The sequence below is a fragment of the Serratia sp. FS14 genome, assembly GCF_000695995.1.
Lineage (GTDB): Bacteria > Pseudomonadota > Gammaproteobacteria > Enterobacterales > Enterobacteriaceae > Serratia > Serratia nematodiphila.
Map to the genome: position 1 here is coordinate 3343941 of NZ_CP005927.1, position 25853 is coordinate 3369793.

The 25853-nt window shown below is 59.2% G+C and carries 27 protein-coding genes; 12 read left to right on the forward strand and 15 right to left on the reverse strand.

Annotation, left to right across the window (positions count from 1 at the left end):
- The first annotated feature begins 56 nt into the window (after positions 1-56).
- The 4 genes from oppB to oppF are packed head-to-tail and all read left to right on the forward strand — an operon-like array spanning position 57 to position 3926.
- Entirely contained in the window at positions 57-977 is a 921-nt protein-coding gene (oppB, locus tag L085_RS15165) for an oligopeptide ABC transporter permease OppB (RefSeq protein ID WP_004932150.1), read from the forward strand.
- 14 nt (positions 978-991) lie between these two features.
- The gene (gene oppC / locus L085_RS15170; protein ID WP_004932149.1) at positions 992-1900 is read left to right on the forward strand and encodes an oligopeptide ABC transporter permease OppC; all 909 of its coding nucleotides are present in this window, start codon (positions 992-994) and stop codon (positions 1898-1900) included.
- Positions 1901-1911: 11 nt separating this feature from the next.
- Complete coding sequence (locus tag L085_RS15175) at positions 1912-2928, forward strand: ABC transporter ATP-binding protein (protein WP_044031106.1); 1017 nt, start codon at positions 1912-1914, stop codon at positions 2926-2928.
- Entirely contained in the window at positions 2925-3926 is a 1002-nt protein-coding gene (gene oppF, locus L085_RS15180; protein ID WP_004932143.1) for a murein tripeptide/oligopeptide ABC transporter ATP binding protein OppF, read from the forward strand. Before L085_RS15175 ends, oppF begins: the two co-directional genes overlap by 4 nt.
- A 73-nt stretch (positions 3927-3999) precedes the next feature.
- Here the strand turns inward: oppF and L085_RS15185 are convergent, their stop codons facing one another.
- Positions 4000-4323, reverse strand: coding sequence for an HI1450 family dsDNA-mimic protein (locus L085_RS15185; RefSeq protein ID WP_004932139.1), 324 nt, complete (start codon positions 4321-4323; stop codon positions 4000-4002).
- Positions 4324-4379: 56 nt separating this feature from the next.
- A complete protein-coding gene (cls, locus tag L085_RS15190) occupies positions 4380-5840 on the reverse strand; it encodes a cardiolipin synthase (RefSeq protein WP_004932137.1) in 1461 nt (486 codons plus the stop codon).
- 242 nt (positions 5841-6082) lie between these two features.
- Here cls and L085_RS15195 point away from each other — a divergent pair, with 242 nt between their 5' ends.
- Positions 6083-6259 carry a YciY family protein gene (locus L085_RS15195; protein WP_025159792.1) on the forward strand — a complete coding sequence of 59 codons (177 nt, stop codon included), beginning with the start codon at positions 6083-6085 and terminating at the stop codon, positions 6257-6259.
- Positions 6260-6305: 46 nt separating this feature from the next.
- Here the strand turns inward: L085_RS15195 and L085_RS15200 are convergent, their stop codons facing one another.
- Both L085_RS15200 and smfY read right to left on the reverse strand, forming a co-directional pair.
- Positions 6306-6797, reverse strand: coding sequence for a Dps family protein (locus L085_RS15200; RefSeq protein WP_004932132.1), 492 nt, complete (start codon positions 6795-6797; stop codon positions 6306-6308).
- 200 nt (positions 6798-6997) lie between these two features.
- On the reverse strand, positions 6998-8470 hold the full coding sequence (gene smfY / locus L085_RS15205; RefSeq protein WP_044031107.1) for a multidrug efflux MFS transporter SmfY: 1473 nt from the start codon (positions 8468-8470) through the stop codon (positions 6998-7000).
- Between the two features lie 128 nt (positions 8471-8598).
- On the opposite strand from smfY, the gene L085_RS15210 reads away from it, so the two are divergent.
- Positions 8599-9162, forward strand: a complete 564-nt coding sequence (locus tag L085_RS15210; protein WP_004932127.1) for a TetR/AcrR family transcriptional regulator — start codon at positions 8599-8601, stop codon at positions 9160-9162.
- A gap of 142 nt (positions 9163-9304) precedes the next feature.
- Here L085_RS15210 and L085_RS15215 read toward each other — a convergent pair whose 3' ends face one another.
- Genes L085_RS15215 through L085_RS15235 form a run of 5 tightly spaced genes read right to left on the reverse strand, consistent with a single transcriptional unit; the run spans position 9305 to position 15458 of the window.
- Entirely contained in the window at positions 9305-10312 is a 1008-nt protein-coding gene (locus L085_RS15215; RefSeq protein WP_021503840.1) for a substrate-binding domain-containing protein, read from the reverse strand.
- 33 nt (positions 10313-10345) lie between these two features.
- The gene (locus L085_RS15220; protein ID WP_015378083.1) at positions 10346-11383 is read right to left on the reverse strand and encodes an ABC transporter permease; all 1038 of its coding nucleotides are present in this window, start codon (positions 11381-11383) and stop codon (positions 10346-10348) included.
- A 16-nt stretch (positions 11384-11399) separates the two neighbouring features.
- Positions 11400-12905: a sugar ABC transporter ATP-binding protein gene (locus L085_RS15225; protein WP_044031108.1), complete on the reverse strand. Its 1506-nt coding sequence runs from the start codon at positions 12903-12905 to the stop codon at positions 11400-11402.
- The gene (xylB, locus tag L085_RS15230) at positions 12902-14419 is read right to left on the reverse strand and encodes a xylulokinase (protein ID WP_044031109.1); all 1518 of its coding nucleotides are present in this window, start codon (positions 14417-14419) and stop codon (positions 12902-12904) included. The genes L085_RS15225 and xylB overlap by 4 nt, the downstream gene beginning before the upstream one ends.
- A gap of 4 nt (positions 14420-14423) precedes the next feature.
- Complete coding sequence (locus L085_RS15235) at positions 14424-15458, reverse strand: NAD(P)-dependent alcohol dehydrogenase (protein ID WP_044031110.1); 1035 nt, start codon at positions 15456-15458, stop codon at positions 14424-14426.
- Between the two features lie 228 nt (positions 15459-15686).
- Between L085_RS15235 and L085_RS15240 the strand changes: the two genes are divergently transcribed.
- On the forward strand, positions 15687-16241 hold the full coding sequence (locus L085_RS15240) for a D-lyxose/D-mannose family sugar isomerase (RefSeq protein ID WP_044032058.1): 555 nt from the start codon (positions 15687-15689) through the stop codon (positions 16239-16241).
- 71 nt (positions 16242-16312) lie between these two features.
- Complete coding sequence (locus L085_RS15245) at positions 16313-17314, forward strand: LacI family DNA-binding transcriptional regulator (protein WP_015378079.1); 1002 nt, start codon at positions 16313-16315, stop codon at positions 17312-17314.
- A gap of 24 nt (positions 17315-17338) precedes the next feature.
- Here L085_RS15245 and L085_RS15250 read toward each other — a convergent pair whose 3' ends face one another.
- A complete protein-coding gene (locus L085_RS15250) occupies positions 17339-18283 on the reverse strand; it encodes a DMT family transporter (protein WP_044031111.1) in 945 nt (314 codons plus the stop codon).
- 91 nt (positions 18284-18374) lie between these two features.
- Here L085_RS15250 and L085_RS15255 point away from each other — a divergent pair, with 91 nt between their 5' ends.
- Positions 18375-19229 carry a LysR substrate-binding domain-containing protein gene (locus L085_RS15255; RefSeq protein WP_044031112.1) on the forward strand — a complete coding sequence of 285 codons (855 nt, stop codon included), beginning with the start codon at positions 18375-18377 and terminating at the stop codon, positions 19227-19229.
- 109 nt (positions 19230-19338) lie between these two features.
- On the opposite strand, the gene L085_RS15260 is transcribed toward L085_RS15255, so the two are convergent.
- Positions 19339-19635 (reverse strand): YciI family protein, encoded by a 297-nt coding sequence (locus L085_RS15260; RefSeq protein WP_004932096.1) that lies wholly within the window; start codon positions 19633-19635, stop codon positions 19339-19341.
- Between the two features lie 175 nt (positions 19636-19810).
- Between L085_RS15260 and L085_RS15265 the strand changes: the two genes are divergently transcribed.
- Complete coding sequence (locus tag L085_RS15265; protein ID WP_015378073.1) at positions 19811-20464, forward strand: epoxyqueuosine reductase QueH; 654 nt, start codon at positions 19811-19813, stop codon at positions 20462-20464.
- 235 nt (positions 20465-20699) lie between these two features.
- A complete protein-coding gene (tonB, locus tag L085_RS15270; protein ID WP_033632889.1) occupies positions 20700-21443 on the forward strand; it encodes a TonB system transport protein TonB in 744 nt (247 codons plus the stop codon).
- Positions 21444-21510: 67 nt separating this feature from the next.
- On the opposite strand, the gene yciA is transcribed toward tonB, so the two are convergent.
- Positions 21511-21939 (reverse strand): acyl-CoA thioester hydrolase YciA, encoded by a 429-nt coding sequence (yciA, locus tag L085_RS15275; RefSeq protein ID WP_004932085.1) that lies wholly within the window; start codon positions 21937-21939, stop codon positions 21511-21513.
- A 76-nt stretch (positions 21940-22015) separates the two neighbouring features.
- Positions 22016-22555, reverse strand: coding sequence for a septation protein A (locus tag L085_RS15280; protein WP_004932082.1), 540 nt, complete (start codon positions 22553-22555; stop codon positions 22016-22018).
- A gap of 221 nt (positions 22556-22776) precedes the next feature.
- Between L085_RS15280 and L085_RS15285 the strand changes: the two genes are divergently transcribed.
- Positions 22777-24480: a SulP family inorganic anion transporter gene (locus L085_RS15285; RefSeq protein ID WP_004932080.1), complete on the forward strand. Its 1704-nt coding sequence runs from the start codon at positions 22777-22779 to the stop codon at positions 24478-24480.
- Between the two features lie 52 nt (positions 24481-24532).
- On the opposite strand, the gene L085_RS15290 is transcribed toward L085_RS15285, so the two are convergent.
- Positions 24533-25285 carry a YciC family protein gene (locus tag L085_RS15290; protein WP_004932079.1) on the reverse strand — a complete coding sequence of 251 codons (753 nt, stop codon included), beginning with the start codon at positions 25283-25285 and terminating at the stop codon, positions 24533-24535.
- A gap of 34 nt (positions 25286-25319) precedes the next feature.
- Positions 25320-25760: a YkgJ family cysteine cluster protein gene (locus tag L085_RS15295; RefSeq protein WP_031299680.1), complete on the reverse strand. Its 441-nt coding sequence runs from the start codon at positions 25758-25760 to the stop codon at positions 25320-25322.
- Positions 25761-25853: the final 93 nt, after the last annotated feature.

Below are 25853 nucleotides of genomic sequence, written 5' to 3' on the forward strand. Positions count from 1 at the left end.
CCGGCCCATGTTGAGAATAATAAGCCGTTATCAGGCTGTCGCACAGGGTTAGGGCAATGCTTAAATTTATACTTCGTCGCTTGTTGGAAGCGATCCCGACACTATTTATCCTTATTACCATCTCATTCTTCATGATGCGCCTGGCGCCCGGCAGTCCATTTACCGGGGAACGCGCATTGCCGCCGGAAGTCATGGCGAATATCGAAGCCAAATATCATTTGAACGACCCGATCTGGAAACAGTACGGTCATTATCTGGCGCAGCTTGCGCAGGGAGACTTCGGCCCGTCCTTTAAATACAAGGATTATTCGGTCAACGATTTGGTGGCCAGCTCTTTCCCGGTCTCCGCCAAACTCGGTCTGGCCGCGTTTCTGCTGGCGGTGGTGCTGGGCGTGAGCGCCGGTGTGATCGCCGCGCTGAACCAGAACACCAAATGGGACTATACGGTGATGGGGTTCGCCATGACCGGGGTGGTGATACCCAGTTTCGTGGTGGCGCCGCTGTTGGTGCTGATCTTCGCCATCACGTTGAAATGGCTGCCGGGCGGCGGCTGGAACGGCGGTGCGCCTAAGTTCATCATCTTGCCGATGGTGGCGTTGTCGCTGGCCTATATCGCCAGCATCGCCCGTATCACGCGCGGCTCGATGATTGAAGTGTTGCACTCCAACTTCATCCGCACCGCGCGCGCCAAAGGCTTGCCGATGCGTCGCATCATTTTCCGCCACGCGCTGAAGCCGGCGCTGTTGCCGGTGCTGTCCTACATGGGCCCGGCGTTCGTCGGGATCATCACCGGTTCAATGGTGATCGAAACCATCTACGGTCTGCCGGGGATCGGCCAGCTGTTCGTTAACGGCGCGCTGAACCGCGACTACTCCCTGGTGTTGAGCCTGACCATTCTGGTGGGCGCTCTGACCATTCTGTTCAACGCGATCGTCGATGTGCTGTATGCGGTCATCGATCCGAAAATCCGTTATTAATCTGGAGCACGCGAATGATGTTGACTAAAAAGAACAGCGAAGCTCTGGAACACTTCAGCGAGAAGCTGGAAGTGGAAGGGCGCAGCCTGTGGCAAGACGCGCGTCGGCGTTTTATGCACAACCGCGCGGCGGTCAGCAGCCTGTTCATACTGGCGCTGATCACACTGTTTGTGGTGCTGGCACCGATGCTGTCGCAATTCGCCTACGACGATACCGATTGGGCGATGATGTCCGCCGCACCCAGCGTTGAATCGGGGCACTATTTCGGCACCGACTCCTCCGGGCGCGATCTGCTGGTGCGCGTGGCGATCGGCGGGCGCATCTCGCTGATGGTCGGCGTGGCGGCGGCGCTGGTGGCGGTGATCGTCGGCACCCTGTACGGCGCGATGTCCGGCTATCTGGGCGGCAAGATCGACTCGGTGATGATGCGCCTGCTGGAGATCCTCAACTCCTTCCCGTTCATGTTCTTCGTGATCCTGCTGGTGACCTTCTTCGGCCAGAATATCCTGCTGATCTTCGTGGCGATCGGCATGGTGTCGTGGTTGGACATGGCGCGTATCGTGCGCGGCCAAACCCTCGGTCTGAAGCGCAAGGAGTTTATCGAAGCGGCGCTGGTGTGCGGCGTCTCCACGCGCAACATCGTGCTGCGGCATATCGTGCCGAACGTGCTCGGCGTGGTGGTGGTGTATGCCTCGTTGCTGGTGCCGAGCATGATCCTGTTCGAATCCTTCCTCAGCTTCCTGGGGCTGGGTACGCAGGAGCCGCTGAGCAGCTGGGGCGCATTGCTCAGCGACGGCGCCAACTCAATGGAAGTTTCACCGTGGTTGCTGCTGTTCCCGGCGGGTTTCCTGGTTGTCACTCTGTTCTGTTTCAACTTCATCGGCGATGGCCTGCGTGACGCCCTCGACCCGAAAGATCGTTAAGGAGTGCCACCATGAGCACCATTGAACATCCTGAGCTGCAAACCGCCGTCGGCGTTAAAGCGTCGCCGCTGCTGGACGTGAAAGACCTGCGCGTCACGTTTTCCACCCCGGACGGCGATGTGACGGCGGTGAACGATCTGAACTTCGATCTGCGCGCCGGTGAAACGCTGGGCATCGTCGGCGAATCCGGCTCCGGCAAATCGCAGACCGCGTTCGCCCTGATGGGGTTGCTGGCCAGCAATGGCCGCATCGGCGGCTCGGCCAAATTCAACGGCCGCGAAATCCTCAACCTGCCGGAAAACCAGCTCAACAAGCTGCGGGCCGAAGAGATCTCGATGATCTTCCAGGACCCGATGACCTCGCTCAACCCGTATATGCGCGTTGGCGAACAGCTGATGGAAGTGCTGATGCTGCATAAGAAAATGAGCAAAAGCGAAGCCTTCGAAGAGTCGGTGCGCATGCTCGACGCGGTGAAAATGCCGGAAGCGCGCAAGCGCATGCGCATGTATCCGCATGAGTTTTCCGGCGGCATGCGCCAGCGCGTGATGATCGCCATGGCGCTGCTGTGCCGGCCGAAGCTGCTGATCGCCGACGAGCCGACTACCGCGCTGGACGTGACCGTTCAGGCGCAGATCATGACGCTGCTCAATGAGCTCAAGCGCGAGTTCAACACCGCCATCATCATGATCACCCACGATCTGGGCGTGGTGGCCGGCATCTGCAACAAGGTGCTGGTGATGTACGCCGGCCGCACCATGGAATACGGCAGCGCGCGCGAGGTGTTCTACCAGCCGAGCCACCCGTACTCCATCGGGTTGTTGAACGCGGTGCCGCGCCTCGACGCCGAAGGCGAAGCGTTGCTGACCATTCCCGGCAACCCGCCGAACCTGCTGCGGCTGCCGAAAGGTTGCCCGTTCCAGCCGCGCTGCCCGTACGCCATGGAACAGTGCGCGAGCGCTCCGCCATTGGAGCAATTTGGGGAAGGGCGCCTGCGCGCCTGCTTTAAACCGGTGGAGGCGTTGGTATGACAGCGGTAACCGACAAGAAAGTGCTGCTCGAAGTGGCCGATCTGAAAGTGCACTTCGACATTCATGACGACAAGCAGTGGTTTTGGCAGCCGCCGAAAACCCTGAAGGCGGTTGATGGCGTTACGCTGCGGCTGTTCGAGGGGGAAACCCTGGGCGTGGTCGGCGAATCCGGCTGCGGCAAATCCACCTTCGCGCGCGCCATCATCGGCCTGGTGAAGGCCACCAGCGGGCGCGTCGCCTGGCTGGGTAAAGATCTGCTGGGCATGAACGACGCCGACTGGCGCAAAACCCGCAGCGATATCCAGATGATCTTCCAGGATCCGCTGGCCTCGCTCAACCCGCGCATGACCATCGGCGAAATCATCGCCGAGCCGCTGCGCACTTACTACCCGAAAATGCCGCGTCAGGAAGTGAAGGACAAGGTCAAGGCGATGATGCTGAAGGTCGGCCTGCTGCCTAACCTGATCAACCGTTATCCGCACGAGTTCTCCGGCGGCCAATGCCAGCGCATCGGCATCGCGCGCGCGCTGATCCTCGAACCGAAGCTGGTGATCTGCGACGAGCCGGTTTCCGCGTTGGACGTGTCGATTCAGGCGCAGGTGGTAAACCTGCTGCAGCAGCTGCAGCGCGAGATGGGCCTGTCATTGATCTTTATCGCCCACGATTTGGCGGTGGTGAAGCACATTTCCGATCGCGTGCTGGTGATGTACCTGGGTCATGCGGTGGAGCTGGGCACCTATGACGAGGTGTACCACAATCCGCAGCACCCTTACACCAAGGCGTTGATGTCGGCGGTGCCGATCCCGGATCCGGACAAGGAGAAGGAAAAGCAGATCCAGCTGTTGGAAGGGGAGCTGCCTTCGCCGATCAACCCGCCGTCCGGCTGCGTGTTCCGCACCCGCTGCCCGATCGCCGGGCCGGAGTGCGCCAAGACGCGTCCGCTGCTGGAGGGCAGTTTCCGTCATGCGGTTTCATGCCTGAAGGTCGATCCGCTGTAATGCGCCGCTAGCCAGCAACAAAAAGCCCCGCTGACTCAGCGGGGCTTTTTTTATCCGAAATATGAGCGGCGAATCACTCTTTCCACAGAATGTGGCACAGCTTGTGGTCTTTCTCGCGGCAGATCAGCACGCGGGCGAACACGTCGTTGATCGGCTCGCCGTCGCTGTCCGCCAGACCGATCACCACTTCGGCGAAGAAGTCCGGATTCAGGTCGTAATCCACGTGCTCGCTCCAGTCTTCGGAGGGGTCGTACAGTTCTGCGCCGCCGCGCTCTTCAAACTGCAGATTGAACAGCAGAATATCCGCCGGATCCAGATTGTCGCCGGCCAATTCGAGGAAGATGTCGTAGGCCTGTTCCAGCGTTTCGTCTTCGGTAAGGCGGTTATTCAAATCCATAAAAAAATCCTGATAACAAATGATTTGGCGTTATTAAAGCACGCTCGCTGCGGCTTTTACAGCAGCGGGCTGAAAAAGTAGAACAGGCGTTCGACCAGGCGATGCCAGAACGGCCGCTTCAACCACTCTTTGGCGTTCAGCAGCTTGGAGCGGGCGATGTAATCTTCCTGCACGCAGGCCAGATCGCTGCCGAAGCCGTCGTCGTCGATCACCAGGGTGATCTCGAAGTTGAGCCACAGGCTGCGCATATCCAGATTGACGGTGCCGACCAGGCTGAGCTGGCCGTCGACCAGCACGCTCTTGGTGTGCAGCAGGCCGCCTTCGAACTGATAGATTTTCACGCCGGCTTCCAGCAGCTCGGAGAAGAACGCCCGGCTGGCCCAGCGCACCATCATCGAATCGTTGTCGCGCGGCACGATGATGCTGACCTCAACGCCGCGCAGAGCGGCGGTGCAGATGGCGTGCAGCAGATCGTCGCTCGGCACGAAGTACGGCGTGGTCATGATCAGCTGCTCGCGCGCGGAATAGACCGCGGTCAACAGCGCCTGGTGGATCATCTCCTCGGGGAAGCCGGGGCCGGAGGCGATCACCTGAATGGTATGGCCGCTTTCCTGCTCGAACGGCATGATGTTGACGTCCGGCGGCGGCGGCAGAATGCGCTTGCCGGTTTCAATCTCCCAGTCGCAGGCATAGACGATGCCCATCGTAGTGGCCACCGGGCCTTCCATGCGCGCCATCAGATCGATCCATTGGCCGACGCCCGCATCCTGCTTGAAATAGCGCGGGTCGACCATGTTCATGCTGCCGGTATAGGCGATGTAGTTGTCGATCAGCACCACCTTGCGGTGCTGACGCAGATCCATGCGGCGCAGGAATACGCGCAGCAGGTTGACCTTCAGCGCTTCGACCACTTCGATGCCGGCGTTGCGCATCATCGCCGGGTAGGGGCTGCGGAAAAATGGCAGGCTGCCGGCGGAGTCCAGCATCAGGCGGCAGTGTACGCCGCGCCTCGCGGCGGCCATCAGCGATTCGGCCACCTGATCGACCAGGCCGCCGGGCTGCCAGATATAGAACACCATTTCGATGTTGTGGCGCGCCAGCTCGATGTCGCGGATCAGCGCTTTCAACGTGTCGTCGGTAGTGGTGAGCAGCTGCAGCTGGTTGCCCTTGACGCCGTCGATGCCCTGGCGGCGGTTGCACAGCTGGAACAGCGGTTCGGCGACTTCGCTGTATTCGGTGGCGAAGATGCGGCGGCTCTCTTTCAATTCCTTCAGCCAGCGCGCGGTCGACGGCCACATGGCCTTGGCGCGCTCGGCACGGCGCTTGCCCAGATGCAGTTCGCCGAACGATAAATAGGCGACGATGCCGAACAGCGGCAGAATATAGATAACCAGCAACCAGGCCATGGCAGAGGGAACCGCACGGCGTTTCATCAAAATGCGCATCGTCACGCCGGCGATCAGCAGCCAGTAGCCGAACACCATGAGCCAACTGATTACGGTATAAAATGTTGTCATAAAGGCGAAAAATCCCGTTCGCAAACCACCAATGATGAGTGTACGCACAGATCGGGCAAGGCGAAACCTTTTATCGGCGCTTATGTTGCATAAATATGATGAAGTTAAGGCACTTGCCGAAATTGAAAGGGCGGCTTTTGCCCGCGTGGCGTCCGCTGTGCCGCCGATAACGGCGGCTTGGATCGCGGGCGGAAAGGGCTATAATGCCCGCGGTTGGCATTAGACGAACGAGTGACGGAATTATGAGACGCAGTAGAAATGAAGTGGGCCGCTGGCGCATGTTGCGGCAGAGCCAACGTCGGCGGCATCGCTGGCTGGAACGCCAGTCGTGCAGCAATCGCCATATTATCCGGGTGCGGCGCCGCCTGGACGATCAGCATCGGCGCGCGCTGCTGTTTGCGGTATCCTGCGAGTGGTAAAAACGAAAACAGTCCCGTAAGGGACTGTTTTGTTATGGCATCTGAGTTATTTGCCCAAATAGGCGTTGAGCATCCAGACCTGTTTTTCCTGCTCTTTGATGTAATCGCTCATCAGCGACGCGGTGCCTTCGTCGCCGGCGTCTGCCGCCACCGTCAGCAGCTCACGCTGCTGTTGCAGCAAGATTGAATACCCTTCCAACAGGCCGCGCAGCGTACCCTTATCATCGGTCACGTTGGTGTGTTCCTTGATGTCGGCGGTTTTCAGATAATCGCTGAAAGCGTGACGCGGCTGCGAGCCCAACGTCAGAATACGTTCCGCCAGCTCATCTACCTTGGTCAGCAGATCGTTATATGTCTCTTCGAATTTCGCGTGCAGTTCAAAGAACTGCGGGCCGGTAATGTTCCAATGATAGCCGCGCACGTTCATATACAGCACCTGATAGTTTGCCAACAGCGCATTGAGCGCCTCGGCGAGTTTTGCCGATTGTTTACTGTCAAGGCCGATATGGGTTTTCGCTGCTTTCTTTGCCGTTGCCATAATAATCTTCTCCTGATTATTTGTTCCGATAGTAGACAGAATCAATTTCCATAGCTGTTACAGTAACCGGATTTATCGCAGGGTTAAATACGATAACAGGCATTATTGCCATCGCTCAAACCGATGACGATAAATCCGTCGAGCAAATTGCCGAATCAGTTTACGCAGGTTCCGCAGGCGAAAAAAGCCGCTTTTCTCGGTTACTTGCGCAGCGCCAGTTTTACCACACCTGCGCCCAGCGCCATTAACAGCGCGGCGGCGATCAGTACCGAAATAAAGGCGCGATCAAAGGCCAGACGCGCCAGTTGCGTCAACTGCTGCGCGCGATCGGCCGCCATTCCGGCCGCCAGGCGCAACGCTTCGTCGATGCTGTCGTAGGCTAAATCGCTGACCGGCAGCTCCGCCGGCAGCGCCAGAGTGTGGCTGTAAACCGCCGTCATCAGCCCGCCGAGCAACGTCACGCCCAGCACGCCGCCCAGCTCGTAGGAGACGTCTTCGATGGACGCCGCCATGCCGGATTTCTCCTCCGGCGCGTTCAGCATGATGGCGGTGGAAGCGGCGGTGATCACGCCGCCGAGGCCAAAGCCCACCAGCGCCAGGCTCACCAGCTGCGGCGCTATGCCGCTCTGAGACAGCAGGGCGAGGGCGGCAATGCCGAAGGCGGTCAGGGCGAAACCGCCAAGGATGATGCTGCGTTCGCCGTAGCGCGGCAGCAGCAAACCGGCCATCGGCCCCGCCAACGCCGAGGCCAGCGGGATCGGCAAGATGAACAGCGCCGCCTGCAGCGGACTGAGGCCAAGTACCAGTTGCAAGCGTTGGCTGAGCACCAGCTCGACGCCGATCAGCGCCACCATCGACAGCAATGCCACGCCGATGCCGCCGGCGAACAGCCGGTTGCGGAACAGAGAGAAATCGATCATCGGGTGGGCGCTGCGCTGCTGACGACGCATGAACAGCACCAGGAACAACACGCCGATCGCAGCCGCCGTGAGCAAGGCGCTGACGTCAGGCGCCGGCTTGCTCAATTCTTTCAGCGCATAGATAGCGCCGACCAGGCCTATCATGATCTGTATCGAGCCGACGATGTCGGCGGGGCGCGGGTTATCGCCGCCGCAGCGCGGGATCAGTTTCCATGCCAACGGCCAGACCAGCAACACCACCGGCACATTGATCAGGAACACCGAGCCCCACCAGAAATATTCCAACAGCAGGCCGCCGACCACCGGGCCGATGGCCGCGCCGCCGGAGGCCACCGACGCCCAGATGCCGATCGCCAGCGCGCGTTCGCGTTCGTCGGTAAAGACGTGGCGTACGATGGACAGCGTGGCGGGCATCATCATTGCCGCGCCAACGGCGAGGAATACCCGTGCGGCGATCAGCCACTCGGCGGTAGGCGAGAAAGCGGCGCACAGCGACGCGACGGCAAACACCGGCAGCCCGGCGAGAAACAGCCGTTTATGGCCGATGCGATCGCTCAGCATGCCGGCGCCAGGCAACAGACCGGCCACCACCAACGGGTAGGCGTTGACGATCCAGAGTTTTTGCGAGGCGCTGGCATCCAGCGCCTGGGTTAAACGCGGCAGAGCGGTATAGAGCACCGTCATATCGATGACGATCAGGAACAGGGCGCTGGCGACCATCGTCAGGATCAACCAGCGGTTCTTGGCGTACATAAGTCATAATCCAGTTAAAGTAGGCGGCGCGAAGGCGCCGCCATTCGGGTAACCCATCCGGCGATGCCGGGTGATATACTGGTGATAATATATATCCATACGTTCGTATTGAAAAGAAGGGTTTCTTAATGGGACGTCAACGCAGCATCGATCGCGACAAGGTTTTGGACACCGCCGAAGAGATCGTCGCCACTCAGGGGGCCGCCGGTTTGACCATCGACGCCGTCGCCAAAGCGATGGGGATCTCCAAGGGCGGGGTGCAGTACTGTTTCGGCAGCAAAGACGCCCTGATTGACGCCATGTTCGATCGCTGGGGCAGTGCCTACGAGACGCTGTTCGCCGCTATCGCCGGTGACGATCCTTCACCGCAGACCGGCGTGCGGGCGCATATGCTGGCGACGCAAAGCTCGGATCAGACCGCCAGCGCCAAGGCCGCCGGGCTGATGGCGACGCTGATTCAAACGCCGGAGCATCTGGCGAGCACGCGCGAATGGTATCGCAGCCGCATCGCCGGTTTGGATTTGACGACGGAAGAAGGCAAGCGCGCGCGCCTGGCGTTTCTCGCCACGGAAGGCGCCTTTATGCTGCGTTACTTTGGTTTGATGGATATCGATCAGGCGGAATGGGAAGCGATGTTCACCGATATGCAGGCGTTGATTTTAACTGAGGGTGCCTATCGCACTGATAGCTAGTAAAGCCCGCAGTGAAAGGCGTATGTTTATCGCACAAGATATTCCCTCGAAGAACTTTTTAGCCAGCCACTCCGTGCTGGCTTTTTTTTGTTTGCAGGCAAGCGCCCCAGCGGGGCCCCCTGAAGGCAGGGGGCGGGGGAAATTATTTACGGGCGTCCAACAGCGACTGGGCGTTCTCTGCGGTAACGACGGTCCACGGAATGTAGTAATGCTTTTGCGTGCCGCCCTCCCATTTCAGATCCTTGGCGTATTGCTTCCAGATCTCCGACTGCGGTTGATAGCTTTCCCCTTTCACGGCGCGCAGCGCGACGTCGATGGAGCCCTGCATCTGGCCTTTGGCATCTTGCAGAATAGAGACCATTTCACCGGCCTGCACCGCATGAATCGCGTCGGAAACGCCGTCAACGCCGGCAATCGCGAAGTCCTTCACATTCAGGCCGGCGCCTTTGATCGCTTCGATAGCGCCCAGCGCCATCTCGTCGTTTTGGCCGATCACGCCGTTGATTTTGCCCCGGTGTTTCTGCAGCCAGTTTTCCATCAGCGGCTGCGCTTCCGCGCGTGACCAGTTGGCCGTTTTACGTTCAAGTACTGTGACCTGGCCGGCGCCGCACTCGGCAATCGCTTTATCATTGCCCTTGCCGCGCTGGATCTCGCCGCTGCCGCCTTTCGGGCCTTCGATAATCACCACGTTCACCTTTCGGTTCTTGCAGTCGAGTTTGTCCAGGACGGCTTTGGCTTCCAGGTATCCCCCCAACTCGTCATTAGACACTACTTCAGACGTCATCGCGTCCGTGTTCAGGCGCGCGTTGGTGACCACCACCGGAATTTTGGCTTCGTTGGCATTAGTGACGATATCGATATTGGCCTCAAAATCCATCGGGTTGACGATAATGGCATCGGCGCGCGTCTGGATAGCGGTGGCGGCCTGATCGTTTTGCACCGAGGCATCATAACGCCCATCGTAGAAGGTCAGCACGGCTTCGCCGCTTTTCACCGCCGGGTGCTCCTTGCCGAACCTTTCCATCAATTGCACGAACTCGGCTTTGTTGCCGTACATCAATACCGCGATTTTTACCGGGGCGGCCTGAGCTGCCGACAGGCTGCCGAGCATCATGGCAGAGGCAAACAACGCTATCTTGGTCTTATTCATGGTTTTCTCCTGGTAGAGTTGGGTCTGATGTTATTAATCGCGCTGTTGCTTACGCGATGGGTCGAGCAAGACGGCAAGAACGATCAATGCGCCTTTGATAATTTGTTGGTAATACGATTGCACGCCGAGCAGATCGAGGCCGTTATTCATCACCCCGATAATCAGCACGCCGAAGAAGGTGCCGACCAGCGTACCGACGCCGCCGGCCATGCTGGTGCCGCCGATCACCACCGCTGCGATGGCGTCCAGCTCATACCCTGCGCCGGCGTTGGTCTGCGCCGAACCGGTGCGTGCGGTGAGGATCAGGCCGGCGATGCCGGCCAGCGCGCCGCACAGCGTATACACCAGTATTTTGATGCGCGTGACGTTAATCCCCGAGGTGCGCGCGCTTTTCGGGTTGCCGCCGACGGCGTAGATGTAGCGCCCGAAGAGGGTTTTATTCAGCACCAGCCAGGCGAGGGCGAACAGCACGATGAAGATGATGACCGGCACCGGAACGCCGCCGACATAACCATTGCCCAACCAGCGGAAATCGCTGTTCAATTGCGAAACCGGATTGCCGTTGGTGGTCAACATGGTTAAACCGCGCGCCGCAGAGAGCATGCCCATGGTGACGATAAAGGGTTGCAGCCGGTAGCGAGCCAACACGGTGCCGTTCACCAGGCCGCAGACGATCCCGATGCCCAGCGCCACGATCAGCGGCGCCATGACGGCGGTCGCGGTGTCGCCGATAGCCAATCCGCTGTTGTTGGTGGCGAAGCGGGCGGCGACGATCCCGCTTAGCGCCAGCACCGAGCCCACGGAGAGATCGACGCCGGCCGTAATGATGACGAAGGTCATGCCGATCGCCAGAATGCCGTTGATCGAGACCTGGCGCAGGACGATCAGGGTGTTTTCATTGCTGAGAAAATAATTGCTGCTCCAGGCCCCCTGGGCGACCTGATATTCGCCAATCAGCGCCACGATCAGGCACAGCGCGAAGAAGGCGATGATAATGCCGTATTTGTGCATACGACGCTTATTGCGGGTGAAAAATGAAATTCCTGGTGATAAGGAGTGGGCGCTGCTCATTTTTTTTCTCTCTCTGTTAAACCGCAAGTTTCATCAGTGCTGCCTGGGTCGCATCGGCTGCCGAAAGCTCACCGGCCAACTGCCCGTCACGAAACACCAATATGCGATCGCTCATGCCGATAATTTCCGAAAGCTCGGAGGAAACCATGATGATCCCCTTGTTTTGCAAGGCGAACTCCGACATAAATCGATAGATCTCTTTCTTGGCGCCGACGTCGATGCCGCGCGTCGGCTCGTCGAGCAACAACACCTCCGGATCCAGCAGCGCCCAGCGGCCCAGCACCACTTTTTGCTGGTTGCCGCCGCTCAGGTTGCCCACGGGCTGTTCGCCATCGTGGGTTTTAACGTTGAAGCGCTGGATCATGTCGCGGGTTCGCGCCTGCTCCCGTTTCTCGCTGACGAACCCCATTCGGCTGATGCCGGCAAAAGAGGCGATATTGATGTTTTCACTGACGGAACGGCACAGCACCAGGCCGGTTTCCTTGCGATCTTCCGTCACGTAGGCAATGCCGCTGTCGATGGCCTCTCGCGGGGAATGGCGGTTCAGCGTCTTGTCGCCCAAACGGATCGTGCCGCTGTCGGCATGCTGAATGCCGAAGATAAGATCGAGAAATTCGCTGCGGCCCGATCCCACCAGCCCGTAGATGCCCAGGATTTCACCGTGCTTAAGCTGCAGGCTGATATCCTTTATCTTGCTGCGCCAACACAGGCCGTTGACCTCCAGCAAGACCTCTTCGCCGGGCTGATTGAATTTGGCGAACTCGCTGTCGTACTCGCCGCCGATAATGTGTTCGATCAACTGCTCACGGGTAATGTCGGCGATATAGCCTTCATGGATATAGGCGCCGTCGCGGAAAATGGTGTAGCTGTCCGCAATTTGAAATATCTCTGACAAACGGTGAGAGACGTAAATAATGCCTTTACCTTTCGCCGCCAATTGCTGAAGCGTCTGAAAGATTTTTTGCGCATCCTCCTCGCCAATCGCCGAGGTGGGTTCATCCATGATGATGATGTCGGCATTGGCATGCGACAGCGCTTTGGCGATCTCGACCAGCTGCTGCTCGGCGACGCTCAGGTTGCGCATTTTCTCTCGGGCGTCGATCTTGAAATCGAGTTCCTTGAGCAGACGGGTGGTACGTTGATTGAGCGTGGCGAAATCGACGAACCCCAGGCGTCTCGGCTCACGGCCCAGCCAAATGTTTTCGGCCACCGTCAGATCCGGGATCGCGCTCAGTTCCTGCTGCACGATGGCGATGCCGGCGTTGAGGGCTTCCCGGGGATGATGAAATTCACAGCGTTGGCCATTGATAAAAATGTCGCCGCCATCGGGTTGAATAAAGCCCATCAGAATGCTGAGAAAGGTGGATTTACCCGCGCCGTTGCCGCCGCACAGGGCATGGATGGAACCACGCCGCAGGCAAAACTCCGCATTCTTGAGCGCCACGACCGGGCCAAAGGCTTTTCTGACGCCGCTGACCTCCAGCAGGTAGGCGGGCGCTTGCGTATGGGGATCTCGCGTCACAGTTGCACCTCCGGGTAGGTCTGCTGCAAGCGTTGCAGGTACCGTTGATAAAGCGTCTCGTATTGCGCCCGTCTGCCGGCATGTGGCCGTGCGCGTGTGGCCTCATCCAGCGCAACGAAACGTTGGCACAGTTCGGACAGCAACGCGCCGGCATTCCGCAGCGGATCGTCGGCCAACGTCGTCGCCCACATCGCCTGAATGGCGCCGCCCAGCGCAGCGGTCTCTTTGGCTTTCAGACAGACCACCGGGCACCCCATCACGTCCGCGACGATTTGTCGCCAGGCGGCGCTGCGAGCGCCGCCGCCGGTGAGGCGGATCTCGCGCGCTTCAATGCCCTGACGGCGAAACAGCTCGATGCCATAGCGCAGGCCATAGGTGGCGCTTTCGACCACCGCCAGGCAGAGATTGGCGCGGGTAAAATTGTCGCTATCGAGGTTATGCAGACTGGCGCGCGCGTGAGGCAACGGCGGAACACGCTCGCCATTGAAGAACGGCAGCATCTCGACACCGCCTGCGCCGGGTGAGGCCTGCGCCAATAAACCGTTAAAGCCGGCAAGGTCTTCGTCCAGCAGCGTTTGTACCGCGGTGGTGGCCGAGGTGACATTCATGGTGCAAATCAATGGCAGCCACCCGTTGGTGCTGGAGCAGAAGCCGGCAATCATGTCTGATTCCGCCGCGACGGGGGCGGCAGACCAGGCGAATAGCGTGCCGGAGGTGCCCAGGCTCAGGGTGAGGGTGCCGGCCTCGATGTTGCCGGAACCGATGGCCGCCATCATGTTGTCGCCGCCGCCGGTCGATACCCGCACCGTTGGGCTGAGGCCGAGTTTTTCCGCCGCGGCGGGGCGCACCGTGCCGATGCAGCACTCCGCATTTTTGAGCGGCGGCAGGGCTTGCCACAGACGGCCGCTGTCGTCGATGAGATCGACGGCGGCTTTGCTCCAGCTACGGGTGCGCACATCGAACAACCCGGTGCCGGAAGCGTCACCGTATTCCGCTACGCGCTCTCCGGTCAGCCAGAAGTTCAAATAATCATGAGGCAACAATACGGTGTGCAGTTTTGCCCACAACGCAGGATGGTGTGTCTTGAACCAAAGGATTTTTGACGCGGTATAACCGGTGGCGATCCGCAGGCCGAGTGTTTCCAGCGAGCCGTTGGCACCGCCGAGCTGCTGCAGGAGCCGTTCGTTTTCCTCTGCGGTTTCGGTATCGCACCACAGCTTGACGTTGTGCAGCACGTTGCCGTCTGCGTCCAGCGGTACAAACCCATGTTGTTGGCCCGAGACCCCCAGAGCATGAATTTCCCCGGCATCAATACCGGCGTTAGTCACGGCTTGGCGAAAAGCGATGACCAGCGCCTCGATCCACCAGTCGGCCTCCTGTTCGCGCCGGCCATTGGCTTGGCTGATGAGACGGTGAGGGGCGTTGCCCTCACCGAGGATCACGCCCTGTGTGCTGTCGACAATCACGACTTTCGTGCCTTGCGTACCGCAGTCTATGCCAGCATAGAGCGCCATAGGATCACTCCATTTCCAGCATGATTTTGATGTCCGAGGCATGTCCCGCCGCCGCGCGCTCGAAGGCGGCCACGCTGTCGGAGAACTTGTAGGTTTGGCTTATCAACGGCTGGACGCGCAATTTGCCGCTGCTCAACAGCCGCAGCGTGCGCGGGTACATGTTGGCGTAGCGGAAAATGGTCTTGAAGGTGATTTCCTTGGCCTGCGCGGCGACGATATCCATCGGCGCGGCATCGATCGGCATGCCGACCAGCACGGCGGTCGCTCCTGGCGCCGCATGTTCGGCCAGCGTAGCGATGGCCGGTTTTGCGCCGCTGCATTCAAACACGACATCGGCGCCATTGCCGCTGGTGAGCGCGGCCACTTTCCCCGCCAGGTCGCCGGTTTTGATATTGACGGCGTGCAGCCCCTCATAACTGGCCGCAACGGCGAGTTTTTCGTCAAACAGGTCGCAAATAATGACGTCCGAGCAGCCGCCCGCCAGCGCCGCGAGAGCGGTGACCACGCCGATCGGCCCGGCGCCGATCACCAGCGCGATATCGCCGGGTTTGATCCCGGCTTTGGTGGCTGCTTGCATGCCAATGGCTAAGGGTTCCACCATGGCGCCTTCAGCGAAACTGACGTTGTCCGGCAATTTGAACGTGAAGGCGGCGGGGTGGATGACGGTTTCGCGCAGGCAGCCGTGCACCGGCGGCGTCGCCCAGAAGCGCACGGCCGGGTCAAGGTTGTAAATCCCGGTGCGCGTCTGCGCCGAGTTGAGATCCGGAATACCGGGTTCCATGCAAACGCGATCGCCGATACTGAGGTGAGTGACGTTTTTACCTGTCGCGAGCACCACGCCAGAAGCTTCATGGCCGAGCACCATCGGGGCGTTAACCACGAACGGGCCAATGCGGCCATGTTGGTAATAGTGCACATCACTGCCGCAGATGCCCACGGAATGAATTTTTATCTGCACATCATCGGGCCCCAGCGTTTCGGCAAGCTGGACGTCCTCGATAGCGATTTCCCCCGCCTTGGCCAACACTAATGCTTTCATATTGCCTCCTGGTGAATCATTTTTATGGTAACGATATCATTTCAATGCGGCGATAGTGGGCCAAAGCGGGTGGTTAAACTGTGATCGATGTTGGAATTACTCGATGGGAGTTAATTTTGCTGGTGGGTTGTTATTCAATATGGGGATGAAGATCACAAAATCGGCGATGTAATGACGGTTTTAATATCAGCATTCTGATATCGATACCGTTACCTTGCAGGGGAAATGATGAACAAACAACAACGTGCCATAGCCGCTACGCTGGAATATTTGCGTGAGGCGGACATCGTTCTGACCGAAAAAGAGCAGCAACGTATTGAAATTGCGACGTTTGGCTTGGCCGACTATCCTGTCTCAGGGCTGCAGCTGCTGACCTATGTCAACTCACCTCGGTATTGTGCGAAAGAGTTGGTGCTGTTTCCTGAGCAGACTTGCCCAGAGCATTTGCATCCTCCTTTTGCCGGCACGCCCGGCAAGCAAGAGACGTTTCGCTGCCGTTGGGGTGAGGTGTTTCTGTTTGTCGACGATGAAAACCTGACGCTTAATGACGCCGGCGGTGAACCGGTATGCCGGGTGCCTGAAGGCGCGGAGCAGTGGTATACCTGCAATCGCTATATCCTCTTGCGGCCTGGCGAACAATACACCATCGCGCCCAATACCCGGCACTGGTTTCAGGCTGGAAAGCGGGGGGCGGTGGTGTCCGAGTTCTCTTCCGAGAGCCGTGACGAGCTGGATATCTTTACCGATCCCCGGATTAACCGGCTGGCAAGCGTAAACCATTAGCGCCACGATGAAAGTTCTGTCATGATGTTGTTAATGGTACAAAATGATAACTTTAAGCTAAGGAGCTGCATTTGGCGGTGGGGCGAGGACGGAAAGCGACGCTGGCTAGCGTGGCCGCACAGGCAAACGTCAGTAAAATCACCGCGTCGCGGGCATTTTCACAGCCGGACAAGGTTCATCCGGAAACGCTGCGCCGCATTCGGGAGACCGCTGCCGAACTCGGTTATGTGGTCAATGCTGCGGCGCGCAACCTGCGGGCGAAAAGCAGCAGAACCATCGGCATCGTCAACCCTGATATGGCCAACCCGTTCTTTGGCGGCCTGACGCGGTTGATGACGCTTGAAGCGCAAAAAATGGGATATGACACCCTGGTGTTCGATTCCTATGAGTCTCAGGAAAGCGAAGACAGAATCATCGACAAACTGATTGGCTACAACGTCGATGCGATCATTCTCTCGGTCATTTCCAACGATCATCTGTACCAGCCTTCCTATCTAAAGCGGTTGGAAACATTGAATATCCCGGTGGTATTGATCGACCGTGAGCTGGACAATCGCCACTGCAGCGGGGTGTATATCGATAACCTGGACTGCGGCCTTCAGGCGGGGCGCTGGCTGCTGGAACAGAAAGCGCAGCGGGTGGTGGTGGTGTCCGGGCCGGAGAACTCCAACGTTGCACGGGACAGGGTTACAGGGCTGCAGGCGGCGCTGCAAGGGAAAGTGGCGTCGTTTGAAGTGTTGTATGCCGATTTCTTTATGGATGTCGCCTGGCAAGAAACGAGCCGTTGGCTGGCCAATCACCGCGCCCCGGACTTTTTCGTTGGCTGCAATAACCAGATCTCCCTGGGCATTATCAAAGCCTGCATCGAACACCGGCTGCCGTTGATGCAGGAGGTGTCGCTGTTCAGCATCGATGAGGTTTCACATGCCGAGATCTACGGTTTTCATTTCCCGTGCGTGTCACACGACTTGCAAGAGATCGCCTGGCAAGCGTTGAATCTGGCGATCCGTCGTATTGCCGACCCCGAGATCAAGCCGGGCAAGGTGGTGGTGCGGGGAAAACTCGTCGCATAACGGCGCCGCCTTTCGCCTTATCCGTCATTTTTCAACGCGTTGCGCTGTTTTGGGCTCATCCCGCCCGGCGGGACGGATTAGCAGCCATAAACCGCTTCCTGCCACCGCCGCGCCTAGCAGCATGGGCCAGGAAAGGGGTTCATTGAACATTAACCCTGCCCAGCAGAAGGTGACGAAGGGGCTGAGAAACAGCAGGCTCGTCACGCGCAACGCAGAAGTGAGCCTTAGACAAAACCAGTACAGACCGTAGCCGGCCAGCGTCGCCAGTAGCGCGGTCCAAAGCACGCCGATCACAACCCCCGTCGTTACCGTTGGCAGCAGCGGGCCTTCCGCGCCGGCCATGGCGGCGAAAGCCAGCGCGGAAACCGCGCTTTGTATCCCCAGCGAGGCTGGCAAACTCATTGCTTGCGTCTGCGGCAACCGTTCCTGCCACAGCGTTGCCAGCGCCAGCGCCAACATCCCCGCCAGCGGCAACAGGTAACTCCACAATGGGGCGTCTCCCCATGAGATGGCGCTGCCGGTCGCCAGCGTTACCCCGCTAACCCCCAAGGCTAACCCGGACCAAACGCGGCCATCGGGCAAGCGGCGTTGCAACAGCATGCTCAGCAGCGCGGTGCCGAGCGGGAGCAAATCGGCGATGAGCGCGGCCAACCCGGCCGGCACGCCATATTCGATGCCTTTGCTGACGCCGGTCAGGTAACCGGTCATGGCGAGCAACCCAATCCCGGCGTGAACAGCTATCGTCAGCGGAGATGCGCGCCTGATGGCACGCACACTAAGCGGCAGCAACGCGAACGCGACCACCACGCAGCGCCAGAACGCCACCAGCAACACCGGCGCGTAATCGGCGGCGAAGCGGATGCCGACGAAGCCGGAGCTCCAGGCCACGATCAGCAGGACCTCGGCCGCAGCCAGCCAGAGGGCGGCTTTGCCTCGGTGGGAAGAGGGGCGAAATGGTGGTAGGGACATGATGGTCACCTCCTTTCCGCCCGATGGTAGTGAGTGGCTATAATTTAATAAATCGAATAATTTTCGTTCAGTTGTTTAATGGAGTTAAATCATGCGGCCGACATTGGATATCGATCTCTTGCGCACTTTTCACGCTATTGCGCGTTTGGGGCAATTTCGCGCGGCGGCGGCATTTGTCAATCGCAGCCCCGCCGCCGTGAGCGTGCATATCCGGCGCCTGGAACAGGTGGCGGGCGGCCGCTTGCTGGAGCGTGACAATCAGTCCGTGGCGTTGACGCCGCTGGGCAACAAGCTGCTGGCTTCGACGCTCGGGCTGCTGAGCGCCCATGACGATATTCTGCGGGAACTGCAGGGTGCGCCGCTAAGCGGCCATATCAAATTGGGGTTGCCTGATGAGTACGCTTCTCATGTGATACGCCATATTTTGCCGCGGTTTGCCGACAGTTTTCCCGCGGTGGAACTGGAGGTCTCTACCGCTGCCAGTCAGGCGCTGGCGGAACAAGTTGGCCGTAATCGGCTGCATCTCGCGCTGGTGGTTCAACCCTCGGGGAAACCGTGTCAGACACCGCTCGTGGTGACTGCGCCGGTGTGGGCCGGAGGTCGTTCGCTGGCGCTGCAGGCTAACCGGCCACTGCCGCTGGCGTTGCATGCCGCCGATTGCCCTTATCGTGAGGCTATGATCGATGCATTGACCAGAGCAGAAAGGCATTGGCGAGTGGTTGTGAGCAGCCCTTCGGCCAGCGTGGTGGCGGCTGCCGTCGAGGCAGGATTGGCCGTCACGCTGCTCGACCGCGCACGGGTTTCGGCGGCGATGCGGATACTCGACGAATTGCCGTCGGTCACACCACACGAAGTGCAACTGCTCCGTTCTGCCGCGGCCGCCAGCCAACCGGCGGTGGCGGTGCTGGAAAGCGTCATCGGTGAGTATTTACGGTGGGGAAGATGAATATCGGCCGCGTGGGGAAGACGAATCGAGCACGAAGGTGACGGAGAGAGGTGGCTGGCGCCGGGAACGCCGTATCGCAAGGCGTTCCCGGTATTGGGCGGTGTGGATATCAAAACACCTGTTTGAACGGCTTCACCGTCACGTCGGCATAGACGCCGGCGGCGATATAGGGATCCTGCTGCGCCCAGGCCTGGGCTTCCGCCAGCGAGGCGAATTCGGCGATCACCGTCGAACCGGTAAAGCCGGCGGCGCCGGGATCGTTGCTGTCGATAGCCGGGTTAGGGCCGGCGACCACCAGACGGCCGGCGTCGCGCAGCGCCTGCAGGCGCGCCAGGTGTGCCGGGCGCACCGCCAGACGGTTTTCCAGCGAATTGGGGACGTCTTGCGCGTAGATCAGATAAAGCATGTTTCACCTTTAAAATCATGGCTATAAAACGGTGCTACCAAGGTAGCGCAAAAGGCGCGGCAGGGGAACGGCATAGGGCGAATTTCCCGGCGGATTGGCGCTTATGCCTTGAAGCCGCTACTTTTTATTCGTATAGTGCGGCGCGCTTAAACTGATATGCCATTGAGGTGAGGACATGACGGAACTGGTAAGGGAAAAACTCGATTTGCCGGCGGGCAAAAACAAACTGCTGCTGCATTCGTGCTGTGCGCCCTGTTCCGGCGAGGTGATGGAAGCGATTCAGGCCTCCGGGATCGAGTATGCCATTTTCTTCTATAACCCCAACATTCACCCGCAAAAAGAGTATCTGCTGCGTAAAGAAGAGAACATCCGTTTCGCTGAGCAGCACGGGGTGCCGATTATCGATGCCGATTACGACACCGACAACTGGTTCGCCCGCGCCAAGGGGATGGAGAATGAGCCGGAGCGCGGCATTCGTTGCACCATGTGTTTTGATATGCGTTTCGAGCGCACGGCGCTGTATGCGCATGAGCATGGTTACGACACTATCTCCAGCTCGCTGGGCATCTCGCGCTGGAAGAACATGCAGCAGATCACCGACTGCGGCATCCGCGCGGCGGAAAAGTATCCCGATCTGGTGTACTGGGATTACAACTGGCGCAAGAAGGGCGGTTCATCGCGCATGATAGAGATCAGCAAGCGCGAACGCTTCTATCAGCAGGAATACTGCGGCTGCGTCTATTCGCTGCGCGACACCAACCTGCACCGTAAGGCGCAAGGGCGGCCGCTGATCAAGCTGGGCGTGCTTTACTATGGCGATGAAGAATAACGCTGACTCACCACAATTAACCCGCTCCGGCGGGTTTTTACTTTTTGACGCCTGGCCAAACGTTAATGAAGCGTGTCGCCCCGGCGGTAAAAAAGCAAAGGCCAGGTTAATATCCTTATGAGTTTGCTGGTTTTCGCCGCGCATACTGACGATTAAAGCGATAGTTTGCCTTTCGTTATTGAATATGATTGCTATTTGCATTTAAACTTGGCGAACCAGAGGAAACAGAATCATTATGCCGCTAAAAAAGATGTTCCTTAATCGCCGTATATCCGTGCCTTTCGTCTTGTCCGTAGGCCTTCACAGCGCCCTGGTGGCGGGATTGCTTTACGCTTCGGTAAAAGAAGTGGTGGAGCTGCCGAAGCCAGAGGACGCGCCGATCAGCGTCATGATGGTCAATACCGCCGCGATGGCCGAACCGCCGCCGCCGGCACCGGCCGAACCGGAGCCGCCGCAGGTCGAACCTGAGCCGGAGCCAGAACCGGAACCTATTGTGGAGCCGCCGCCGAAGGCGATTGTGAAGCCGGAGCCGGTCAAGCCGAAACCGAAACCCAAGCCGAAGCCGAAGGTCGAAAAACAGGTGAAACCGGAGCCGAAAAAAGTCGAGCCGCGCGAACCGTCGCCGTTCAACAACGACTCGCCGGCCAAGCCGATAGACAAAGCGCCGGTGAAACAGGCGCCTGCCGCGCCGGTGCAGGGCAACTCGCGCGAGCTCGGCCCAAGGCCGATCAGCCGCGCCAATCCGCTCTATCCGCCGCGGGCCCAGGCTTTACAGATCGAAGGCAGCGTGCGGGTGCAGTTTGATATCGACAGCGACGGGCGCGTCAGCAACGTGCGTATCTTGTCGGCCGAACCGCGCAACATGTTTGAACGTGAAGTGAAGCAGGCGATGCGCAAATGGCGCTATGAAGCCAAAGAAGCGAAAGATCGCACCGTCACTATCCGCTTCAAGTTGAACGGCACGACCGAATTGAACTGAGTTTGGTCATACCAAAAAGAAAGGGTCGCCTCGGCGACCCTTTTTGCATTTGCAGTGTAGCGTCAGTTTATTCTTCGAAGCCGACGCGGAAATTCATTTTGCCCTCAGGCAGCGCGCGCGAGTTGCCTTCCGCATCGACCGCCACATAGGTGAACACCGCTTCGGTCGCCCGGTAGCGCTGGCCGATCGGGGCGGAAGAGACTTTTTTGACCCACACTTCGATATTGATGGTGATCGAGCTGCGTCCGGTGCGGATGCAGTGCGCATAACAGCAAACCACGTCGCCTACCGCCACCGGTTTCAGGAAGGTCATGCCGTCTACGCGTACCGTCACTACGCGCCCTTCGGCGATCTCTTTTGCCTGGATAGCGCCGCCGATGTCCATTTGCGACATCAGCCAGCCGCCGAAGATATCACCGTTGGCATTGGTATCGGCCGGCATCGCCAGCGTGCGCAGCACCAGCTCGCCGCTGGGTAAAGGTCGTTGTTGTGTCATAGCAGTCTGCTTTTAAAAGGAGGGAATAACATCATACTGCCCGCGGCAAGCGCCGCAGGCATTAACAATTTTGTAACTATTTTTTCTGTTCTTCCGGCATGTGCCGGTAAATATAGATACCGCTGAGGAGGGTGAAGACCAGCGTCAGCACCGTCAGGCCAAAGACTTTGAAATTGACCCAGACGCTTTGCGGCAGCCAGAAGGCGACATAGATATTCGCCAGGCCGCAGGCCAGGAAGAAGACCGCCCAGGCCAGGTTAAGGTTGCTCCACACTTTGTCCGGCAGCGTCAGCTCTTTACCCAGCATGCGCTGAACCAGCGGTTTTTTGAGCACCCATTGGCTGATCAGCAGCGCCAGCGCGAACAGCGCGTAAATCACCGTGACCTTCCATTTGATGAACAAATCGTTGTGGAACACCAGCGTCAGGGTGCCGAACACCAGCACCATCAGGAAGGTGATCAGCGTCATCTTCTCGACCTTGCGGTATTTCACCCAGGTGAACACCAGCGCCAGCGCGGTGGCGACAATCAATGCGCCGGAAGCGACGTAAATGTCGTACAGCTTGTAAAAAGCGAAAAAGACAATTAGCGGGAGGAAATCAAGAAACTGCTTCATAAATCAATCCATCATCTGTTCATCGGCCGACTATACCGGATTCGGCGAGCTCTGTGTACCGCCGGGCGTTGCCGATTATCGGCGTTTGGCCGGCGGATTTCTGCCGCGAAAGCAGGAATTTGCATAAACTTACGCAAGAAAGCGCGGGCGCATTGCCAGCGCGGGCCGCAGGCCGCATAGTAAGCGTCATAATAACCAGATAATTTACCGCGGAAAACAGCATGCAGTGGAAATCTCTCCAGGCCCTGACGCCTGGTTTGACGCATTTATTGGGCTATCAACGCAGCTGGCTCAAGCCGGATATTCGCGCCGGTCTTTCCGTCGCCGCCGTGGCGTTGCCGGTGGCTATCGCCTACGCAGAGTTGGCCGGGGTCAGCCCGGTGGTGGGGCTCTATTCCTGCGTCTTGCCGATGGTGGCCTATGCGCTGTTCGGCTCGTCACGCCAGCTGATCGTCGGGCCCGATGCCGCCACCTGTGCGGTGATCGCCGCGGTGGTGACGCCGCTGGCGGCGGGCAATATGGAACGCCATTGGCAATTGACCATCATGATGACCGCCATGATGGGCGGTTGGTGCCTGCTGGCCAGCCGGTTCAAGCTGGGGGCGCTGGCGGATCTGCTGTCGCGGCCGATCCTCAGCGGGCTGCTGAACGGGGTGGCGATCACCATTATCGTCGATCAGATCGGCAAGGTGTTGGGGTTTACGATGCGCCCGGCACAGTTGATCGAGCGCATCTACGCGCTGCCCGGTAACCTGCTGCACAGCGACTGGCTGACGATGGCGGTGTCGTTGCTGACGCTGGTGACGCTGCTTGGATTTAAAAAATGGCGGCCTAATTGGCCGGCGCCGCTGTTCGCTATCGTGCTGGCGGCGTTCGTGACCTGGGCGGGCGGCCTGCAGCAGCATGGCGTGGTGACGGTGGGCGGTTTCAGCGGCGTGCTGCCGATCGTCCAGTGGCCGGACTTCCAGCCCGGTTTACTGCGCGATATGGTGATCCCGGCGCTTAACCTGGCGGTCGTGAGCTTTGTCAGCATGATGCTCACCGCCCGCAGCTTCGCCGCCAAAAACGGTTATGAGGTGAACGCCGACGCTGAGTTTCGCGCGCTGGGACTGGTGAATATCGTCTCTGCGCTGTCGCAAGGTTTCGCCATCAGCGGCGCAGATTCTCGCACCGCGGTGAATGACGCCAACGGCGGCAAGAGCCAGTTGGTGTCGATCATCGCCGCCGCTGTCATCGCCTTTGTCTTGCTGTTCCTGATGGCGCCGCTGCAGTTTATTCCTGTGGCGGGATTGGGTGTGGTGCTGATGTATGCGGCCTGGTCGCTGCTGGACATTCGCGGCATCTGGATCTTGCGCCGTCGCAACGCGCAGGCGTTCCGCCTGGCGCTGTTTACCTTCCTCAGCGTGCTGCTGGTGGGCGTGATCAGCGGCATCGGGCTGGCGGTGTTGCTGGGGCTGATGCAGTTTCTGCGCACCGTCTTCCGGCCGACGGAACAACTGCTGGGCGTCAACGATGAAGGTATGATCCATTCCATGGGCAATAACAATGGGGTGAAGGCGGTACCTGGCGTCATGATGTATCGCTTCAATTCGCCGCTGACCTATTTCAACGTGGCGTATTTCAAACGCCGTATCCTCAATTTGGTCGACGGCACGCCGTTCCAGCCGCGTTGGGTGGTGGTGGATGCGGTGGCCAGTTTTACCCATGCCGATATCAGCGTGCTGGCGGCCATCGATGAACTGAAACGCGATCTGTTACAACGTAACGTAAGGCTGGTGCTGGCGGGGCGTCGCACCGAACTGACGCGTTGGTTCCGCATCAACCGCTTAGGACGCGATAAAGAGTTGATTTTGGTGCCGGATCTGTACCTGGCGCTGAAGCTGATTCAGAGTAAGGAGCAGGCGGAAGCCGCCGTGGTGGGGTAAACAAAAAAGGGGCGCGCCGAAGCGTGCCCCTTGGTTTTTGCTTACGCCGGCGTTAGCCGCGCAGCAGCATATACAGCCGGAACAGGTAGATCAGCAGCAGGGCGGAGACCAGGTTGCTCAACGCGGTCAGCACCACGCTGGCGACGTTCGGCGTCAGCACCGACAGATGGCTCACCAGGAACAGCACCAGCAGCTTAGCCGCCAGCCACAGCATCATCGCCGGCACAATCACGCGCGCATTGGCGAAGGCCAATTTGCTGCTCAGCTTGAGCGAAGCGAACACGCCTTTTTTATCGACGGAGGCGATCACCGGCGCCAGCGCGAAGGCGATAGCCATCAGCACGCCCGGCACCACAAACAGCGTCAGGCCGAGCTGGATCAGCAGGGTGCAGATAAACAGCAGCAGCAGCAGGCGCGGCAAGTCGGGCGCCGAGGCGCCAAGCGCGCGCAGGGCGCTGGTGCGTTGCCCTTGCGACACCAGACGGATCAGCGTCAGCATCCCGCCGACCAGCAGCACGTTGCCGACCAGCGCAGAGAAGGTGGCGGCCGCCGACACTTTCAGCAACACCATCTGCTGTTCCGGCGTCATCTGCTGGATCACTTCCTGAATGCCCATGCCGGTAGACGAGGCGAAATCGCTGGTGGTGGCAGCGAGCGTCGCCAACTGTTCGGCATCAGGGCTGAAGGCCTGATTCAGCAGCACGGAGATAAACGCCGTCAACAGCGCCAGCATCAGGATGCTGGCCAGTTGGTTGCGTAAAAAGTTAAAACTGTCACGGTACAAAGCGTTGGCCGTGATAGGCATGCAGACTCCTTGGCGTCGGGAAAACAGAGATAAATCAGTGGGTGATTGTACCCTGTTCCACGCCGCTGTGGCACCCCGCGAATTGCACTACGCCTATTTCTTCAACGATCGTCGTCTCAGGCAGCGAAAGCGGCAAGGGCACCGGCAACGGCGGCAGGCCGTAGCGTTCCCGGGCGCGATCGCAGGCTTCGTTGCGCAGGCCGTTTTCACCGGACTGATCGAACTCCCTGCACGGGCTGGGCCGATTCAGGTAGATCGAGCAGGAAACGGCTTTACCTATTTCACCGTCCAGCGCGCTGCAGCGGGGGGACTTGCTGTTGGTCCCCTGCATGCAGCGCAGGAACGGGGTCAAAGGCTCTGTTAAGGAAAGGGGAACGGTGCCGCCGCCGTCTTCGGCTTCGGCCCAATAGAATGACACTCGAAAATAACCGCAGCATGCGCCGCAGCTGACACAGGGATTAAGGATTTCGCTCATCTTGATTGCCCACCGACTCCTCACGGCACCAACCAAAACCAACACGGAAAATGAAATTACCTCAGCCGCATTTTTCTCCGCAACAGAAATTTG

Coding starts and splice junctions, on each gene's coding strand:
- oppB (WP_004932150.1), top strand. CDS start 57: ATGCTTAAATTTATACTTCGTCGCTTGTTGGAAGCGATCCCGACACTA.
- oppC (WP_004932149.1), top strand. CDS start 992: ATGATGTTGACTAAAAAGAACAGCGAAGCTCTGGAACACTTCAGCGAG.
- L085_RS15175 (WP_044031106.1), top strand. CDS start 1,912: ATGAGCACCATTGAACATCCTGAGCTGCAAACCGCCGTCGGCGTTAAA.
- oppF (WP_004932143.1), top strand. CDS start 2,925: ATGACAGCGGTAACCGACAAGAAAGTGCTGCTCGAAGTGGCCGATCTG.
- L085_RS15185 (WP_004932139.1), bottom strand. CDS start 4,323: ATGGATTTGAATAACCGCCTTACCGAAGACGAAACGCTGGAACAGGCC.
- cls (WP_004932137.1), bottom strand. CDS start 5,840: ATGACAACATTTTATACCGTAATCAGTTGGCTCATGGTGTTCGGCTAC.
- L085_RS15195 (WP_025159792.1), top strand. CDS start 6,083: ATGAGACGCAGTAGAAATGAAGTGGGCCGCTGGCGCATGTTGCGGCAG.
- L085_RS15200 (WP_004932132.1), bottom strand. CDS start 6,797: ATGGCAACGGCAAAGAAAGCAGCGAAAACCCATATCGGCCTTGACAGT.
- smfY (WP_044031107.1), bottom strand. CDS start 8,470: ATGTACGCCAAGAACCGCTGGTTGATCCTGACGATGGTCGCCAGCGCC.
- L085_RS15210 (WP_004932127.1), top strand. CDS start 8,599: ATGGGACGTCAACGCAGCATCGATCGCGACAAGGTTTTGGACACCGCC.
- L085_RS15215 (WP_021503840.1), bottom strand. CDS start 10,312: ATGAATAAGACCAAGATAGCGTTGTTTGCCTCTGCCATGATGCTCGGC.
- L085_RS15220 (WP_015378083.1), bottom strand. CDS start 11,383: ATGAGCAGCGCCCACTCCTTATCACCAGGAATTTCATTTTTCACCCGC.
- xylB (WP_044031109.1), bottom strand. CDS start 14,419: ATGGCGCTCTATGCTGGCATAGACTGCGGTACGCAAGGCACGAAAGTC.
- L085_RS15235 (WP_044031110.1), bottom strand. CDS start 15,458: ATGAAAGCATTAGTGTTGGCCAAGGCGGGGGAAATCGCTATCGAGGAC.
- L085_RS15240 (WP_044032058.1), top strand. CDS start 15,687: ATGAACAAACAACAACGTGCCATAGCCGCTACGCTGGAATATTTGCGT.
- L085_RS15250 (WP_044031111.1), bottom strand. CDS start 18,283: ATGTCCCTACCACCATTTCGCCCCTCTTCCCACCGAGGCAAAGCCGCC.
- L085_RS15255 (WP_044031112.1), top strand. CDS start 18,375: ATGCGGCCGACATTGGATATCGATCTCTTGCGCACTTTTCACGCTATT.
- L085_RS15260 (WP_004932096.1), bottom strand. CDS start 19,635: ATGCTTTATCTGATCTACGCGCAAGACGTCCCCAATTCGCTGGAAAAC.
- L085_RS15265 (WP_015378073.1), top strand. CDS start 19,811: ATGACGGAACTGGTAAGGGAAAAACTCGATTTGCCGGCGGGCAAAAAC.
- tonB (WP_033632889.1), top strand. CDS start 20,700: ATGCCGCTAAAAAAGATGTTCCTTAATCGCCGTATATCCGTGCCTTTC.
- yciA (WP_004932085.1), bottom strand. CDS start 21,939: ATGACACAACAACGACCTTTACCCAGCGGCGAGCTGGTGCTGCGCACG.
- L085_RS15280 (WP_004932082.1), bottom strand. CDS start 22,555: ATGAAGCAGTTTCTTGATTTCCTCCCGCTAATTGTCTTTTTCGCTTTT.
- L085_RS15285 (WP_004932080.1), top strand. CDS start 22,777: ATGCAGTGGAAATCTCTCCAGGCCCTGACGCCTGGTTTGACGCATTTA.
- L085_RS15290 (WP_004932079.1), bottom strand. CDS start 25,285: ATGCCTATCACGGCCAACGCTTTGTACCGTGACAGTTTTAACTTTTTA.
- L085_RS15295 (WP_031299680.1), bottom strand. CDS start 25,760: ATGAGCGAAATCCTTAATCCCTGTGTCAGCTGCGGCGCATGCTGCGGT.